Below are 17,129 nucleotides of genomic sequence, written 5' to 3'. Positions count from 1 at the left end.
GTACTAGGGTGGCCATGTCGAATCGACTTCTCCCTCACCGAAGCCTTGTTGATGGCCTCGAGTGGTAGGGCCACTTCAATTAGTTTCTTTTTGTTTGTGTTCACGTTTAGCATGCAACTCCTTTACTCTGCAGTGTTTTCAGCACGCTCCGACGTCACTCGCTAACATGCAAGATTGCTATCAGCACTGGACAGCGGGTCTCTCGAAAATTCTGGCTATGGCGTAGAGTACCCTGGAACCCGGCGTTCACCTGGGCTCTCCTGCCCGAGCCAGTAACTCCGCAAGATCGTAATTCACGCTCGTCACCCCGAAATCTGGCTCTCGCTGGAAAGGCCTGCGGACGTAGTGAACACGGTGCCCACCATCATCCAAGAACTCGACAATCGCCAAAATGTAGTCATCGGGCTTGTTGAGCGAGTACAGGATCTCGTTCCGGGTCACCGTAATCGTCTCCGCGCCTGCGACCCGGCCCTTCACCTCGATGAACCGCAGCTTCCCCGTGCCGGGCACCCGGCTCTCGATGTCATAGCCCAGGCGCTCAAACTCCCGGTCCACCGGTTCGTAACCCAGGCTTCGCTCAATCTCCATTACGATGGCCCGAGCCCGTGCGGCAACTGCCTGCGTATCGGCGGTAACCACGGGCGCCGTCTCCCCGCCCGTCATCCGGGCCAACAGCCCGGCGGGCACTACCAGGAATCCCCCCAGTACCACTGGCGGCTTTGGCGAGAGCTGTTCCTCGAGCTTTAGCTCCTCCAGCCGCTTCTGGAGCCGCGCCTGCAACTGGTCTGCTCGCTTGCGAGCCTCTGCCGAGTTCAACCGGGCGTTGAGCTTGCCGGCCTTCTCCTGGAGCTTCAGCTCCTCGGCTCGGTGATCCCAGTAGTTGATCTCCTTGACCAGCCGGTCCTTCACTGCTGCACGTGTCTTCTCGATCAGTTCAAGCCTCGGCCTGCGGACCTCTTCAAGGTGCTCTGGCACCACCTTGGCAATAGCGTAGCCGAGTGCCGCCTTCTCCAAGTCCCGGCTGATCCAGGCACATTCCGGTCGCGCCAGGATCTCCTCCACACTCGGCTCGTCCTCGGATAGCGGCCGGTAATCGAGGTAAGGCGCATAATGCAGGTGACGCGCCGTGCTGTCCGCAGACATCTCCACGTAAAGCAGTCGTTTGGAGACTACTCGGTGTTCGCCGGTACGGGTGAGGCTGGCGTCCTGGATTGCATGCTCGATCGTAAACACCACCCGGGGCTCAATGCCCGGATCCCGCTCATCTACCAGTACCGTTCCCCGCTTCAGTAGATCCCGGTTGCGCTCTAGGGTCAGGTCGATCACCGCGTCCAGCAACGGGTGACCGGGGCAAATGAAAGCGGCCAGAGGCTGGCCAGGCGGAGCCACCAGCTCCTTCTCAAAGACAATCCGCTCGTAGCGCGGTAGGACAGGGTCGCCGACTCCGATCATCCTGTCCCTGTTGCGTATCACCGCAGGGACGTAAGTCAGCTCATATCGCCTAGGCTCACGTTGCTTCACGCTTCCGCCCAGGCGCTTGAACGCCTCGAGGAAGAAGGATTCGATGTAGTGGGGCTGCAGCCGGCGCGCCTCGGCCCGCTCCATGTCCTCCCGGATGCGACGCACCCGACTTACGTCCATGGAGTCGCGGACCAGCGCACGCTCTTCCAGCAGGTCCTGAAGCTTCTTCTGGTCCAGCGCCTTCTCCACAACGGTCTGCAGGTGCGCCCTCACCTCCGGGCGGTCGCCATAGCGAATCGCCTCGATGAGAAGGTCACGCAGCGGCTTGCCCTCAAACTGTAGTTTGCCGAGCACGTCGAAGACCTTGCCGCCGAGTGCTTTCCGGGCCTCGTTGATCTTCTCCAGCAGCCGGTGGTAGACGTCGCCTTCGCGGGTCTCAACAGCGACCAGGTTCCACAGGTGGCAGACCTCTGTCTGCCCGATGCGGTGAATCCGACCGAACCGCTGCTCCAGCCGGTTCGGGTTCCACGGCAGGTCATAGTTGACCATGAGGTGCGCCCGCTGCAGGTTGATACCCTCACCGGCGGCGTCCGTGGCGATCAACACCTGCACGAGCGGGTCATGCTTGAAGGCCTCCTGCGCCTTTGCACGCTCCTCACGGCCCATTCCACCGTGGATCACCACGACGGCCTCCGGGCGGCCCAGGAGCGCCGTGATGCGCTCCTGTAAGTAGTTGAGGGTGTCCCGGTGCTCAGTGAAGATCACCAGCTTTTGATGCGGCGACGGCTGGAAGGCAGGCGAAGCCTCTGCACCGGCAACGGCGGCCGCCTGAACGTTATAGATGGAAGCGGGGGTGAAGATCGCCCCGAGCAAGCTGGCCAGCTCTCGCCATTTCGTATCGGTACCGCTACGCCGGACCTTGAGGGCCATCTCTTCGAGGTGTTTGAGCGTCTGGATCTCTGCCTCTAGTTCGGCGATCGACCGAGCGGCAGTCGCCTGGTCGAGGACCTCCTCCTCGATCTCGGCAAGCTCGCTCTCGGGTGCATCCTCGAGGTCTTCGATGTCTTCGGCCTCAAGCGTCGGTGCCTCGGGAAGCATCGCTGCAACCTGTCGGCCCCTGTAGAGAAGCTGCATCTCCCGCAAGCGACTCTCCAGGCGCTTGCGCCTGCGGCGGAGCGACTGGTAGATCGCTTCCGGCGACGAGGCCAGTCGACGCTGCAGGATGGTCAGTGCAAAGCCCACCGTCCCTGCCCTCTTCTCGTTCTGAAGGGCCTCGGCACGATTGAACTCGGCACGGACATACTCGGTGACTTCCTTATAAAGCTGGGCTTCCTGTTCAGACAGGCGATAGGGCACCGTGTAGGCGATGCGTTCGGGGAAAAGCGGTGTTCCGTCGAACTTCAACAGATCCTCCTTGACCATTCGCCGCATCATGTCCGAGACGTCTGTCGAGTGTACACCGTCCCGGAACCGCCCTTCGAACCGGTCGCCGTCCAGCAGCGCCATGAAGAGCTGAAAATCGGCTTCTTTCCCGTTGTGGGGTGTGGCGGTCATCAGGAGGAAGTGCCGGGTCAGGGTGGAAAGGAGCTGCCCCAAGCGGTAGCGCTTGGTGTACTTCACCTCGCCGCCGAAGATGGTGGCCGACATCTTGTGGGCCTCGTCACAAACGATCAGGTCCCACCGGCATTCCGGCGCCTGTAGTTTCTGCTGAACGCTCTCGTCGCGGGCGAGCTTATCGAGCCGCGCAATCACAAGGTTATTTTCTAGGAACCAGTTGCCCGTTCGGGCGGCCTCCAGTTTGTCGTTCGTCAGAATCTCGAACGGAAGGTTAACGCGCCGATAGAGCTCGTCTTGCCACTGCTCGACCAGGTTTCCGGGGCAAACGACTAGGCAGCGCTGCAGGTCCCCGCGGGCGATCAGTTCCTTGATCAACAGCCCGGCCATGATGGTCTTGCCGGCGCCGGGGTCGTCTGCAAGCAGGAACCGGAGCGGCTGGCGGGGCAGCATGCACTCGTATACCGCGGTAATCTGGTGCGGCAGCGGCTCCACCATGGAGGTATGGACGGCGAGCACCGGATCGAACAGGTGGGCGAGCCGGATGCGCTGCGCCTCCGACACCAAGCGAAACAGTGCGCCGTCCCCATCGAAACTCCACGGGCGCCCCTGCTCCACAAGGTCGAGGCGGGCCTCGTCGGAACGATAAAGCAGGAGGTTCCCTACCCGCCCGGCCGCATCCTTGTACGTGAGCTCAACTGCTTCGGAGCCAAACCACTGTACGGCAACGACCGTAACCAGGGCATCCGGCAGAATGCCACGTACCACCGCGTTGGGTCGAAGGTCTTCCAGCTTTATCAAGAGGATTCCCCCCAGATCCGCCGTCAAGAGTGCCTGCTGCACTGTCTTGGCCATTTGTTGGTCCGGTTCCTTCAGGAGTGGGATGACATATCGACCGCCTATCTTCTATCGAAGAGAGATATGCCAACCATCAACTCAGCGGTCCGAACAACTCCTTGAACAACTCGTCCACCGAAGCCAATCGCTTGAACCACTTCTTCTCCACGACCCGTAGTGCTGGGCGATCCCCCTTCTCGCCCTGAGCGTTCCCTCTCGTATGCTTGGCCACCTTGAGGTCATCTAGCGGTGGCAGAGGCTGCCCGGGCTCGCCCAGCCAGAAGAACTCCTTCAGTTCGAGTGTCTCCGGATCAAACCACGTCCAGATCACACAACTCCCGGGCCGGTCCCACAAAGTTGTGTGCACGTTCACCGATCTGGTTCTCCCGCCAACCTTGGAGGTCTTCAGCTGCACTGGCCGAGTCTTCCCTGCGCGGACCAACACAACATCTATCCCGGCGGCGTCTACCTGCGGCTTGTAAACCTCGAGCGGCTTGCGCCAGCTTGTCAGCCACGCCTTCCGCATCAACTCGCCGATCAGGAGGTGTTCCAGCATCGCCTCGCGATACCGCGAGAGCAAATAGTGGGCTGCATTCGCTCCCTCTTCCTCGGGCTTGTCGATGTCTGTCCCGCCCGACCGATGCGTTTCACGCTGCGGCTCCCTATCAGATATGTGCTGCCAGATGCTATCGACCTGCACGGCAGAGTCCACCTCCAATAGCTCAGCTGCCGAATCGACGACCGCCTTCCATGCACCTTGTATGTCCGCCGCGGTTCACCTAACTGGCCGGCCCGTCTCCCTGCTGCTAGGCCACCCACTTCCGCCAGAGCGGCCAGTACTGCTCGTCCACCTTCGCCTGGTCCGGCCACAGCGGACGGTCCAGGCGAGAGGCGTGTACCGGGTCCTCGACTCGGCAGAGCCGGTACGTCCCGGGCCCGACCCGGGTGAGGTAGTTGTAGACAACCCCGTGTGCCTTGGGTAACGACGCGCTCATACGCGCGGTGATGTGCGTGACCACCCTGGAGCGCTCGTCGCCAAACAGGCGCTTGACCTCATCCTGCAGCTCCCGCGTGGTCATTACCTCGCGCCCCTTCTCGTGCAGACTGGCAGCCGCCAGCCAGACCTCGACATGGATCGTCATCCTCGTCCCTCCCTCGATGCGGAAACGCAGTGCTACCCGGCATGGCGTCCACAGACGGGCACTGGCATCGACTGGCAGACAGCGTCACCATCGACGGGTCACTCCGTCGCCTAGTTCCGCGAAAACCGTTACAACCCGCACATTAGTTCACCAGTGTAAATTGTACCAAAGGGCAGTGACAGCATGTTGTCACTGCCCACATTTACGTTTATCCCGCGAAGGATTTTCCACCCCTCTCCTGAACACTTACCCTCGTAACACCCACGCAGGAGGTGACCCCCGTGCCCGGCTGGCAGTACCGGGAAGGCGCATTCGTCTACGAGTCCCCCGTCGTCACCGTCATCCTCGACCAGCACAGCGGCCCTGCATCGGCGGCGCCGGCGTACCGTCCCGACCTGGCGGACGCCCTGCCCGGCTGCTCCCCCTTCCTCCTCTGGGAGTGGATCCAGTACCGGCTGAGGGTGTCGCCGCCCCTTCCGGGCATCACCCTCCGCGTGGGCGACCAGGTCGTACGCCCCGTCTCAGACGGCGTCTACGTCTTCCGTTACGAGAACGCCCTCGGCGCGTCCCGCATCTGCCTGGGCGGCGTGCCGGTCCCCGACCTCCCCGTGGAAGTCATCAGCCGCAAGCTGGCCGGGGAGCGCCTCAACAGCTACCCCCAGCTCTACCGGAGCATGGTCCGGCAGGTCACGGAGCGTCTGCTCACCCTTCCCTTCGCCCTGAGCGGCGCCACCGCCCACGCCACCCTTCCCCATGCCGGGCCGCCGTCGCCCCTCTTCACCCTCCACTACCTCCGTCATCACAGCCGCACCCTCACCGCGGCGGTGGAGGCCGTCGGCCGTAGCCCCCACCGGGTCCTCACCCGGGAGGAGCTGGTCCGCCCGGTCGCCATGGCCACCCGGCTGGACGGCGCGGCCCTGCGCTGGGGCCTCACGCACCCAGACACCTGGGCGGTCACCCGGCGGAGCGGCGGGTGGTTCCAACTCGCTGGCCAGGCGGTGCTGCCCGAGCGGCTGCTGCAGGAGCGGGCCGAGGAGACCTTCGACACCCACGAGAACCGGTTCGCCCGCCACTTTCTGCTCGCCGTGCGCCAGTCCCTGGACAGCGCCCTCGCCCTGCTCGACAAGTACGGTGCCGGACAGCGACCTCTCCGGGCGGCCGGCACCGTTGGAACCGAGACTGCCAGTGCGCCTGACCCCCCGGGCAACAGCGCTTCACAGGAAGACTCCCCGATTCAGACCGACCCCGAAGCGTTCCGTGCGCCCATACCCCAGGGTAACGGCATCGGGCAGACGGATCCCAGGGCCGCCGGTCCCCTGGCCGGCGACCCGCCAGGGTCGATCCCTACCAGTCCGGATGGCCCGCCGGCCAGCGAAGGCGCGCAGAGCGAACAGCAGGCCGACCAGGCGGGTACGCCGGGGCTCCGGGCAGAACTCACCGCCCTGGCACACCACCTGGACGAGGCCCTCGCCTGGCCCTGGTGGGATGAGGTGGGCGAGCTGGTCCACCTGCCCGAGCAGTCCACGGTGCTCTACGGCAAGGATGGTTACCGGGAGCTCTGGGCCCTCTACCCCGAGTTCCTGCTGAGCCGCTCCCCCTTCGGCCACGGCCTCGACCGGGCCATCGCCGCCCGGGACGTGGCCACCCTCTACGAGTACTGGTGCTTCTTCCACCTCGTCGGCCTCCTGGCTCCCGCGCTGGGCCCGCCCCGGCTGGAACTGCGGGCGGACGACACCGGCGGCCTCGACTGGCGCACGGCCGCCTGCTTCGGCGACGGCAAGTGGCGCCTGGTCTTCAACCTCCCCGCCCGGGGCGGCCGGGAGAGCTACAGCCTGGGGCTGCGGCCGGACTTCACCCTTGCTGGTCCCGGGGGCGTCCCCCTGGTGCTGGACGCCAAGTTCCGGCTGGACGCCCCCCGCCCGGAACTGGAGGAGCCGGCGCAGGCCGAGGCGTCGCCCCAGGCGGCGGACCTCTACAAGATGCACACCTACCGCGACGCCCTGGGGGTACGGGCCGCGGTGGCCCTCTATCCCGGCCACCAGGCGGTCTTCTACGATCGGCGCACCCGCTGCCGGCGCACGGACGTGACGCTGCACGAGCTGATTTTCGGCGACTTCGAAGGGGTCGGGGCGCTCCCGCTCCGGCCCGAAGGAGGTAGTGAGCCGTGCCCGATTTCCTGACGGTCTGGCAGTCCGGCACCGCCCTGGAGGCCCCCGAGGCCATCGCCCTGGTCCGGCGCTTCACCCTGGACTGCGTGCGGGATTTCCTGCGGCAGCGGGGCGTGCCCGAGGAGCGGTGGCGCGAGATCGAGAACGGGGCCCTGCGGAAGTATCTGGTCGGTCCAGAACACATCCGGTACTACGAGGAAACGCCGGAGTTCTCGGCAGGCGGAATGGTGCTCCGCTTTAAGGCGTTCGGAAACGAGGAGTTTGCACCCTTCGAACGGGTCACCCTCTCATACGGCAGCCAGGACCCAATCCGGCTCGTCGTGCGCATCGCGCTGGAAACGCAGGACGACCTCCGCTTCACCCCGGGGAGGATCTTCGTCGGCCTGGTCTGGTGGACCGGCAAGCCGGGGGGCGAGCTCGCTGCGGCCCGGTCCTTCCTCACGGAGGCCTGGGGCGAGGAGCCCCGCTGGTTCGATCGGCACGAGTGCGGCGAGCACGGCATCCTGGGCCGCCGGTTCGTGCCCTCCGGCTGGTCCGGCACCGGGACGGAGTTGGCCGAGACCATCGCCGGCCTGCTCACCGCCGCCACCGCTGCGCTGGACCGCCTGCTGCCGGAACTGTCCGCAACCCCCGGCGCCGCGCCCCACCAGGACCGGACGAGCCAGCCCGAGGCGGGCGCCCCCGCGGCAGTCCGCCGCCCGGCTGCGCCGCCTGCGGCCGGCACCGCCCGCAGCCTCCACGAGCGGCTCCTCCACCGGGGCTACCGCTTCAGCCCCGAGCAGGTGGCCACCTTCTACGCCGCGCTCAAGGCCAAGGGTTTCGTCATCCTCTCCGGCCTCTCGGGCACGGGTAAGACCAAGCTGGCCCAGGAGTTCGCCGCCGCCCTCGGCCTGGACGACGACCACTTCCTGCTGGAGCCGGTGAAGCCCGACTGGCGGGACAACACCGGCCTGCTGGGCTACTGGAACCCGGTGACGGAAGAGTACGCCGCCACCCGCTTCCTGCGCTTCCTGCTCGCCGCGGCCGAGGAGTATGGCGGCGCTCGGACCCCGGCCCCCAGCGAGGACCTGAAGAGCTACATCCGCCGCCGGCTGGGGGAGGCCAGGGTACAGACGCAGCTGCAGCACCACCGGGCCGCGCTGCAGGCGATCGGTGACGGGGACTGGACCGACGGCCAGCTACACCACCTCTGGCAGGACTATCACAACGGCATCGGCAGCCTGCGGCCGCCGGGGACGATGCGCGTGGACGCGGAGACCCTCCGCCGGGCCACGGAGTGGCTGGCCGACGGCTCCCTGACCCTCGCCCAGCGGGCCCTCGGGGCGCTGAAGATCCTGCAGTCTGCAGGTGTTGACGTGCCACTGCGCGTCCGCGTCATCCGGGCCCTGGCCACCCTGGAGCCGCACCGCGTGCCGGCCGTGGCCGAGAAGGCGAAGTTGCGGTCCGCCTGTCGGGCCTTCGGATACCCGAACGTGGCCATCAGCAGCAAGTCCGATGAGGCCGAGTTCCGGCACCTGGAGCACGCCTGGGAGGTCCTGGCGCATGCGTGCGACAAGCTCATGCCGGACCTGGGCCTCGACCGTTCGGACGGCGCCGCCTTCACCGCGGTGGTGGAGCTGGCGGCCGCGTACGACCAGCACAGGCGGAAAGGCGGCGGGACGGGCCGGTCTGGCGCCGCGATCCAGCCGCAGGACGGAGTGGCCGGCGCTGCGGCTTGCGGGGATGATGAGGCGGCCGAGGGCGAACTGCCGGAAGAGCCGGTCCGCCCCTACATCGTAGTGCTGGACGAGATGAACCTGGCCCGGGTGGAGTACTACCTGGCCGACGTGCTCAGCGTGCTCGAGTCCGGCCGCCGCGAGGACGGCTTCACCCGGGGCGAGATTTACCTCCACGGCCAGGCAGGCGACGTGATGGCCGCTGGCGGCCTCCGGGTGCCCCCCACGCTCCGGCTCCCGCCCAACCTCTACTTCGTGGGCACCGTCAACGTTGACGAGACCACTTTCGCCTTCAGCCCGAAGGTCCTGGACCGGGCGTTCACCATCGAAGTGAAGGAGGTCGACCTGACGGACTATCCGTCTGCGGTGGAGCCCCCACCCTCGGAGGTCGACGGGGTGGACGAGGCGCTCCTCGCCGACTTCACCCGGCAAGGGCGGTTCGCCCAGATCACCAAGGCCGACGTGGCCGCCTGGGGGCGCGGCCGCAGGGAGTACGTCGACCGCCTGGACGAGCTCAACCAGGCGCTGCTCCCCCACGACTTGGGCTTCGGCTACCGGGTGGTGGACGAGATCCTGGCTTTCATGGCCGCTCTGCGGGAATCGCCGCTACGTGACGCCCTGACGGAGGACGAGGCGTTTGACGCCGCGGTGATGATGAAGGTGTTGCCCAAGTTCCACGGGCCCCTCCACCGGGTGAAGGCCCCGCTGGAGGCGGTAATGGACTGGGCCGGCGACCGGTTCGAGCGCACGCACGCCAAGGCTGCGCAGATGCTGGAGCGGGCAAGGACGGCCGGCCACACCCGGTTCTCCTGACGTCGGCCGCTCCCAACCGGATACCCCAGGCCCTCCACCGCGGCCATGCGCCGCGGTCAGGTTCCTGCAAGTCCCGCCGGACCACTTCGCCCGGAACCAGGGCAAACAGGAATCACCGTCGAAAAACTAGGGGATCGGTCACACTCCACCTGAGCAGGGAGGTCATCGCGTGATTCCCACCCCAACCGAATGTGAGCGCCCCCTGCTGGAGGCACTCATAGAACTTGGCGGACAGGCCGAGACAAAGGATGTGTACCCCGTCGTCAGGAAGCGGTTGACCAGCATGACGGAAGCAGAAGCAACCGAAACGCTTCCCTCCGGCGAGTTCAAGTGGATTAACCGCGTACGCTGGGCAAGGCTGAACTTGATCAAGAAGGGACAGATGGACAGCCCGGCGTGGGGGGTCTGGCGCATTACGGACGCCGGCCGGGAACGGATTGAGAAGAGCCAGGCCGACCAGGTATCGGCCGGGCCTGTGCCGGAAACTGCTGTCGGGCCCACAGTCTCGTCCGGGCCCACGCTGGTTGATCTGCACGAGGCGTACGAGCGGGATTTCCGCCGCCAGCTGCTGGAGCGACTGAGCGAACTTGATCCCTATCAGTTTGAGGTGTTCGCACAGAAACTGCTACGTGCGTACGGATTTGTAGACGTGAAAGTCACGTCCAAGAGCGGTGACGGTGGCATCGACGGTTACGGTCGTCTGCGCGTCGGTCTCGCCACCATGCGCGTCGCGTTCCAGTGCAAGCGTTGGGAGGGCAACATCGGACGGCCGGAGATCGACAAGTTCCGCGGCGCCATCTCCGGCGACTTCGAGCAGGGCATCTTCTTTACAACCTCCGACTTCACCAAGGACGCCATGGACGCCTCGATCAAGCGGGGTGCCGTTCCCATCGTGCTGATCAACGGCGAGATGATCGTCGACATCATGATCCGAACGGGGTTCGGCGTGGAGCGCAGGCCTCTGGAGCTTTATTTTGACCGGCTGGATACCATCTTCGAGGACGAGTCCTAGCCGACCTCACCGCAGAGTAACAGTGCGTCGTAACCCATGCGGAAGGACCGACTGTCGTCATCGCCTGCCCGGCAAGCGGCGAGCCCCCGGTCCTTCGTCCGCATGGGTTACTCCGTCCTCCGCTGCGTCCCGCCAGTCAACCCCGACATCACCTGGACTCCCGCCGTCTCACCGGACCCCTGACCAGCAAACCGGAGGCGTACTCCAACGCCTCCCACAGAGACTGCGAAAAAACCAGGGCACCCCGCCCAGGGGGTACCCCGGTTCCATCCGATAACCCTCACGCCGACGGCTCGGCAGAGGCCGCTTCCTCCTGCACTTCCGCGGCACCGCCGATCACGGTGAAGGTGGCCACGACCGTATTCGCGTCCTCCAGCACCTTCACGCCGGACGGAACGGAGAGGTCGGCCACCGTCACCGGCCCGGGCTCCGTCACCCCCGAGACGTCCAGGGTAATGGCCTCCGGAATCGCCGTGGGCCGGCACTCGATCTCCACCTCGTCCAACTCCTGGACGGGCACCAGGCCCCGGCGCTTCGCCAGGTCCTCCCCCACGACGACGATCGGCACCGTGAGGGTGATGGTCCGGCCGGCGTCGACCTGCAGGAAGTCCACGTGAACCAGCTGTTCGGTCAGGATGTCCCGCTGCAGCTCCTTGATCACCACCGGGCGGGGGTTGGCTTCCCCTTCCACCTGGATGTGGATGAGGTGGCCGCGGCCGTGCCGGTCGACCAGCCGCTCCACCTGGGTCGTGCGCACGCTGACGGCCAGCGGCTGCACGCCGGGACCGTAGATGATGCCCGGCACGAACCCGGCCCGCCGCAGCCGCCGGCTTGCCCGGGAACCGGTGCCCCGGGGCCGCGCCTCCAACTGCAACACTGCACTCATCGTCGATCCCTCCTGTTCACATGATCTGGCAGGCGCTCCGGCTCGCCCGGAACACCCCCACATAAATAATAAACACCGTATCCGGCGGTGGCGCAGGAAGTGTTCATCGTCCGCCAAATCCGTCCGACATGGGCCCACTCCCTCGGCCGCCTCAAGTCCTGCGCCCCTCCGGGGAGGCCCTGGCCCCTCCCACCGCCACTTGGCGCAGTGCACTACCTCGGGCGCTCCAAGTGTGGCATAATCCCCCTGATGACACCATCGGCAGGTGAACCCCCGATTGACCTCCATCCCCTTCTCCCTGAACGACCTGACGGAAGAGCAGCGTCGCGTCGTGACCCATGCGGACGGGCCCGCCGTGGTCATCGCCTGCCCCGGAAGCGGCAAGACCCGGGCGCTGACCCACCGCATGGGTTATCTGGTCCTCCGGGGCGTGGCCCCTGAGGCGATCCTGGGCATCACCTTCACCCGCGCCGCGGCGGCCGAGATGAAGGCCCGCCTCGCCCGGCTGATCCCGCCCGCCCTGGCCCGGCAGGTCCGCCTCTTCACCTACCACGGGCTGGCGTACCAGATCGTGAAGGCCGCCCGGGGACGGCCGAACGTCTTGGACGAGCGCGGACAGAAGGCGATGGCCGGACAGCTGCTGCGCGAGTTCGAACTGAATGCGGACCAGCCGTCGGTGGACACCCTGCTCACCGACTTCGCCTTTCTCGCCGGGGCGCAGGTGCCGCTGGACCGGTTCCGTCCTGCCACGTGCGACCCCGACCGGTTCCGCCGGATCTGGGCCCGCTACGGCGAGCTGAAGGCCGAGCGGGGACTCGTGGACTTCGACGACCTGATCGTGCTGGCCCGCGACCTGCTCCGGGAGGATCCCCGGCGCAGGCAGGGGCTGGTGGCGCAGATCCGGCACCTGCTGGTGGACGAGTTCCAGGACACCAACGCGCTGCAGTGGGACTTCCTGCAGCTCCTGATCCCCGCCGGGGAGAACATCATGGTGGTGGGCGACGACGACCAGGCCATCTACGGCTGGCGCGGCGCCTCCCCCTCCTTCATGCTGGACTTTCCCCGTCGCTTTCCCGGCTGCGCCCAGCTCAGGCTCAGCCGGAACTTCCGCTCCACCGCCGCGATCGTGGAGCCGGCGGCGAGGCTGATCGCGGCCAACGCCCGCCGCTTCGCCAAGCGGTTCGAGGCCGAACGGCCGCCGGGGCAGCCGCCCGTCTTCATCCGGCCCGACGACGCCGCCGACGAGGCGGAGACGATCACCACCGCCCTCCGGGAGCGGCTGGCGGCCGGGGCGGACCCGCGCAGCCTGGCGGTGCTCTACCGGACGCACCTGCTCGCCTACCCCCTGATGAACCGGCTGGACCGGGAGGGCATCCCCTACCGGGTAGTCGGCGGGCGGCCCAACCCGTTCACCCGCTGGATGGCCCGGGACGTGCTGGCCTACCTCCGCTGGGCTTACGGCGAGGCCAGCCTGGAGGAGATCGCCCGGGTGCTGCGCCGTCCGGTCCGGACCGGGATTTCGAAGGACCTGGTGCAGGCGCTGCAGCAGGCGAACGTGAGGCCCCCCGCGGCGCTGGACTGGCTGGCGGAGCGGGTCACCGCCGTGGGCGCCTTCGAGGTGCGCCGCCTGCGGGAGCAGTTGCAGGGGCTGCGGCAGACGCCGGCCGGGCGGGCGATCCGCTTCATCCGGGAAGAGATGGGCTACGACGACTACATCCGGCAGTACTGCGCCTGGTCGGGGAGCGACCCGGTGGAGGCGGGCGCGGTGCTGAGCGCCCTGGAGCAGATCCCCGCGCCCGACGAGAGCGCCCGGGTCTACGTGGACCTGGCCTCCCGGGAGGAGCTCCGGGGGGACGCCGACGACACCGCCACAGGCGGCCGCGACCGGCGCACGGCCCGGGAGACGGACGGTGGCCGCACCCAAGCCCGGGGTCCCGACCGCGCTGACCAGCGGAGCACCGCCTACACCGACGATCCGGCCGTCCCGGCGGTCACGCTGGCGTCGCTTCACGCCGCACAGGGGCTGGAGTGGGACGAGGTCTGGCTGCTGTCGGCGGTGGAGGGGGCCATCCCGCACCGGCGCACGCTCGACAGCGGCGACCCGGCAGCGCTGGAGGAGGAACGCCGGCTCTTCTATGTGGGCATGACCCGGGCGAGGAATGTGCTCACGATCAGCGCCCCAAAGCAACTCCTGGGCGCCGACGCGCCCCCCTCCCGGTTCGTCATCGAGGCCGGCATCTGGACGCCCCCACCGCCTCCCGCACAGAAGCGTCTCCCCAGGCCCTGGGTGCGATTGGCGACGGCATTCCGGAAGCCGGAGCACGCCGTGCCGCCCGGGGGACGCCAGGCACGTCAGTCGGAACCGGAACCCGTCCTCCCGGAGCCCGGGGCCGGCAGTGCGGCGGTGCAAGGCGACCCTGCACCGCTTCAAGCCCGGTGCACCGAGTCCGGCCCGGATTTCCTGCCGCCGGTGCTTCCGAAGGAAGACTACGCCCCCGGCATCGTCTGCTGGCACAGGCGGTTCGGCGAGGGCGTGATCGAGTGGGTGGACGCGGAGGGCGACCTGGTGGAGATCCGCTTCCGCAAGACCGGTGAGGCGAAGCTGTTCTGCCTGAGCGCCTGCGTTCAGGGACGCCTGGTGCGAAGAGCGAGAAGATGAAGGTTCCGGTCCGCACGGCCGGGTGATGCGCCCGGGCCCGCCGGGGCTTGGGGACCGCGGCGCCATCGAGCCACAAGGCCGGTCCCTATGGGCGCCCGCTTCCTGTCTTCGGAACATTTTTTCTGCGAGCGAAATGTAAGGGCAGCGAAGGCGATGGGCGAGCGGAGTAGAACCGTAATTGCCGGATTTTCAGTGCTGATTGGGGGGATATCCCGCGAGGATCGAATCGGACTGACCATGGATGACGTCCCGGTTGAGAGACAGCGTAAGCATCGGACTCCAGTTGTACCCAAAGTGCCAGCTAGATTCGAAATGGAGGATCCAAAATGACCAACGAGCAGCTTGCAGCGCGCATCATCGAGTTACTCGGCGGCAAAGAGAACATCCTCACGATGGAGAACTGCATGACCCGCATCCGCACCAACATCCAGGACCCGGCGAAGGTCGATCTGGCCGGCCTGAAGGCCACCAAGGGCGTGCTCGGTGTGGTGGCCGACGAGCCGACCTACATCCAGGTGGTCCTCGGCCCGGGCAAGGTCCGCGAGATCATGGAGATCTGCACCCGGCAGATGGGCATCCGGGAGCAGAAGCCCGGTCAGGGGCAGGCCCCGGGGCAGCGCATCGGCGACTGGCAGGCCAACAAGGCGGCGGTCAAGAGCCGGCAGAAGCACACCGAGCTGATCAAGCAGGTGCGGGTGCTGGCCGACATCTTCACCCCCATGATCCCGGCCTTCATCGCCTCCGGTATCTGCAACGGCCTCGGCAAGCTGCTCAAGATCATGATGGACAACGGGACCCTGCCTGACGGCATGGTCATGCTCGTCATCTATAACGTCATCGTCCTTATCGGTAACGCCTTCCTCAGCTACCTCGCCATCTTCACCGGCGTCCGCTCCGCCAAGCAGTTCGGCGTGAACGAGATGCTGGGCGGCATGATCGGCGCCGCCTCCCTCAACAGCGTCGTCGACACCATCTCCAAGACCCTCGGCTGGTACAACGCCGACGTGGTGAACAACTCGATCCTGGCCACCGGCGCCGGCGGCATCATCGGCGTGGTCCTGGGCGTCTGGATCCTGGCGCAGATCGACAAGTGGGTCCACAAGTGGATGCCCGAGGTGCTCGACGTCTCCTTCAGCCCCGTGATCTCCATGCTGATCGCCATGCCGGCCTTCGTGCTGGTCGTGATGCCGATCACCGGCTGGATCTCCAACGGCCTCTCCGCCTTCCTGAACCTGTTCCTGAACTCGACGAACCCGATCGTCAGCGCCATCACCGGTTACGTGCTGGCCGCCACCTTCCTGCCGCTGGTCCTGCTGGGCCTGCACCGCGGTCTCATCCCGTTCTACACGCTGCAGCTGGAATCGCTGGGCGGCATCACCCTCTTCCCGGCGGTGGCCATGGCGGGCGCCGGCCAGGTGGGCGCTGCGATCGCCCTCTACATCAAGGCAAAGCGGGTGCACAACGACCGGCTGAACCAGGTGATCGCCGGTGCGCTCCCCGCCGGCATCCTGGGCATCGGCGAGCCGCTGATCTACGGCGTTACCCTGCCGATGATGAAGCCGTTCATCACCGCGGGCCTGGGCGCCGGTTTCGGCGGCGCGTACGTGATGCTGAAGGGCGTCATGAGCACCGCTTTCAGCCCCTCGGGCATTCTGGCGGCGACCCACGTGATGCCGGAGCACGTGCTGAACTACGTGATCGGCATCCTGATCTCGTACGCGGCCGGTGCGGTGATCACCTACTTTGCGATCCCCGATGAGGATGTAGCGAGCGTCTAGGGGTACTGGCCATGATCGATCTGCACACCCACACGTGCTTCTCTGACGGCGCCGATCCGCCCGAGGTCCTGCTGCAGAAGGCGCAGGAGATCGGCCTCAGCGCCATCTCGATCACCGACCACAACACGGTCGCCGCGTACCGGACCCAGGCCGTTCGGGCGTACCGGGGCCGGTTGATCCCGGGCGTGGAAATCACCTGCATGTACCAGGGCGAGGTCATCGAGGTGCTGGGTTACGGCTTTGCCCTGGAGGTGATGGAGGACGAGCTCAGCCGCCACGTCCTCTCCTTCGAGGAGAAGCAGAAGCGGGAGTTCGCGCTCATCTGCGCGGCCCTGCAGAAGGCCGGAGCCGTCTTCGATCCGGCCAGGGTGGTGTTCGACCCGAAGAAGGAGTCGTCCCGGAAAGCCGTGCTGGCTCAGCTGAGGGAGGACCCCCGCAACCGCCGCCTCTTCAGCAGCGACGAGGCGTGGGAGAGCTCCCGGGCCTTCACCCGGCAGGAGATCTACAACCCGGCCAGCCGCCTCTACGTGGACCAGTCGCCCCTCTACCCCGACCTGCAGACGGCCGTGGACATGATCCACCGCAGCGGCGGCCTCGCCTTCCTGGCCCACCTCTACATCTACGCCCACGCGCAGGAGTTCCGGGCCGAGCTGTGGGAGATCGTGCAGCGCTTCGGGCTCGACGGCGTCGAGTGCGCCCACTCCGCCTTCACGCCGGAGCAGGTCGCGGACCTCGAGCGGTTCTGCGAGGAGCATCACCTGCTGAAGTGCGGCGGCACGGACTACCACGGCAGCCGCAAGCCCGACTACGCCCTGGGCACCGGCCGGGGCCAGCTGCGGATTCCGGAAGCGTATCTTGAGGGGTGGAACATCTAGTCTGCCCCGCCGGGTCCTGCGGAGGGTGCGGCCGTCAGCCTGCAGCGTCCGGTCGACCGGGCAGTGCGGCCACGGATCGCGACAATACAAGCAGCCCGACGCCTGTTCATGGCGTCGGGCTGCGTCGTCTAGCGGCCGATCAGGTCGAGCAACCGTTCCAGCACCGTGACCGCCCTTCGTCCTGGAGGAGCCGGAACCGGTTCGTGGGTGCGTTCCCTTCCGGACGGAT

The 17,129-nt window shown here is 66.7% G+C and carries 11 protein-coding genes; 6 read left to right on the top strand and 5 right to left on the bottom strand.

From position 1 onward, the window contains the following. From AB2385_RS14840 to AB2385_RS14825, 4 genes are all read right to left on the bottom strand, one after another. On the bottom strand, window positions 1-113 hold a 113-nt coding region (locus tag AB2385_RS14840; RefSeq protein ID WP_367655790.1), incomplete at its 3' end, for a DUF1156 domain-containing protein. A gap of 133 nt (window positions 114-246) precedes the next feature. Beyond that, window positions 247-3,870 (bottom strand): helicase-related protein, encoded by a 3,624-nt coding sequence (locus tag AB2385_RS14835; protein WP_367655789.1) that lies wholly within the window; start codon window positions 3,868-3,870, stop codon window positions 247-249. Between the two features lie 76 nt (window positions 3,871-3,946). Continuing rightward, window positions 3,947-4,552, bottom strand: coding sequence for a hypothetical protein (locus tag AB2385_RS14830; protein ID WP_367655788.1), 606 nt, complete (start codon window positions 4,550-4,552; stop codon window positions 3,947-3,949). Between the two features lie 106 nt (window positions 4,553-4,658). Continuing rightward, a complete protein-coding gene (locus AB2385_RS14825) occupies window positions 4,659-4,994 on the bottom strand; it encodes a hypothetical protein (RefSeq protein WP_367655787.1) in 336 nt (111 codons plus the stop codon). Between the two features lie 281 nt (window positions 4,995-5,275). Between AB2385_RS14825 and AB2385_RS14820 the strand changes: the two genes are divergently transcribed. The 3 genes from AB2385_RS14820 to AB2385_RS14810 all read left to right on the top strand — a co-directional run bounded on the left by AB2385_RS14820 (window position 5,276) and on the right by AB2385_RS14810 (window position 10,702). Beyond that, window positions 5,276-7,174 (top strand): DUF2357 domain-containing protein, encoded by a 1,899-nt coding sequence (locus AB2385_RS14820; protein WP_367655786.1) that lies wholly within the window; start codon window positions 5,276-5,278, stop codon window positions 7,172-7,174. Then, window positions 7,159-9,690: a hypothetical protein gene (locus AB2385_RS14815; RefSeq protein ID WP_367655785.1), complete on the top strand. Its 2,532-nt coding sequence runs from the start codon at window positions 7,159-7,161 to the stop codon at window positions 9,688-9,690. Before AB2385_RS14820 ends, AB2385_RS14815 begins: the two co-directional genes overlap by 16 nt. Before the next feature lie 169 nt (window positions 9,691-9,859). Beyond that, window positions 9,860-10,702: a restriction endonuclease gene (locus tag AB2385_RS14810; RefSeq protein ID WP_367655784.1), complete on the top strand. Its 843-nt coding sequence runs from the start codon at window positions 9,860-9,862 to the stop codon at window positions 10,700-10,702. 280 nt (window positions 10,703-10,982) lie between these two features. On the opposite strand, the gene AB2385_RS14805 is transcribed toward AB2385_RS14810, so the two are convergent. Further along, window positions 10,983-11,588 (bottom strand): 50S ribosomal protein L25, encoded by a 606-nt coding sequence (locus tag AB2385_RS14805; protein ID WP_367655783.1) that lies wholly within the window; start codon window positions 11,586-11,588, stop codon window positions 10,983-10,985. Between the two features lie 277 nt (window positions 11,589-11,865). Between AB2385_RS14805 and AB2385_RS14800 the strand changes: the two genes are divergently transcribed. The 3 genes from AB2385_RS14800 (at window position 11,866) to AB2385_RS14790 (ending at window position 16,900) form a co-directional block, all read left to right on the top strand. After that, entirely contained in the window at window positions 11,866-14,247 is a 2,382-nt protein-coding gene (locus tag AB2385_RS14800; protein ID WP_367655782.1) for an ATP-dependent helicase, read from the top strand. A 326-nt stretch (window positions 14,248-14,573) separates the two neighbouring features. After that, window positions 14,574-16,025, top strand: a complete 1,452-nt coding sequence (locus tag AB2385_RS14795) for a PTS transporter subunit EIIC (protein WP_367655781.1) — start codon at window positions 14,574-14,576, stop codon at window positions 16,023-16,025. Window positions 16,026-16,036: 11 nt separating this feature from the next. After that, window positions 16,037-16,900: a PHP domain-containing protein gene (locus tag AB2385_RS14790; RefSeq protein WP_367655780.1), complete on the top strand. Its 864-nt coding sequence runs from the start codon at window positions 16,037-16,039 to the stop codon at window positions 16,898-16,900. Window positions 16,901-17,129: the final 229 nt, after the last annotated feature.

Source organism: Symbiobacterium sp., from assembly GCF_040797425.1.
Classification (GTDB): domain Bacteria; phylum Bacillota; class Sulfobacillia; order Symbiobacteriales; family Symbiobacteriaceae; genus Symbiobacterium.
Note: the sequence above shows the minus strand (reverse complement) of the source record. Positions and strands in the feature narration are given on the sequence as shown.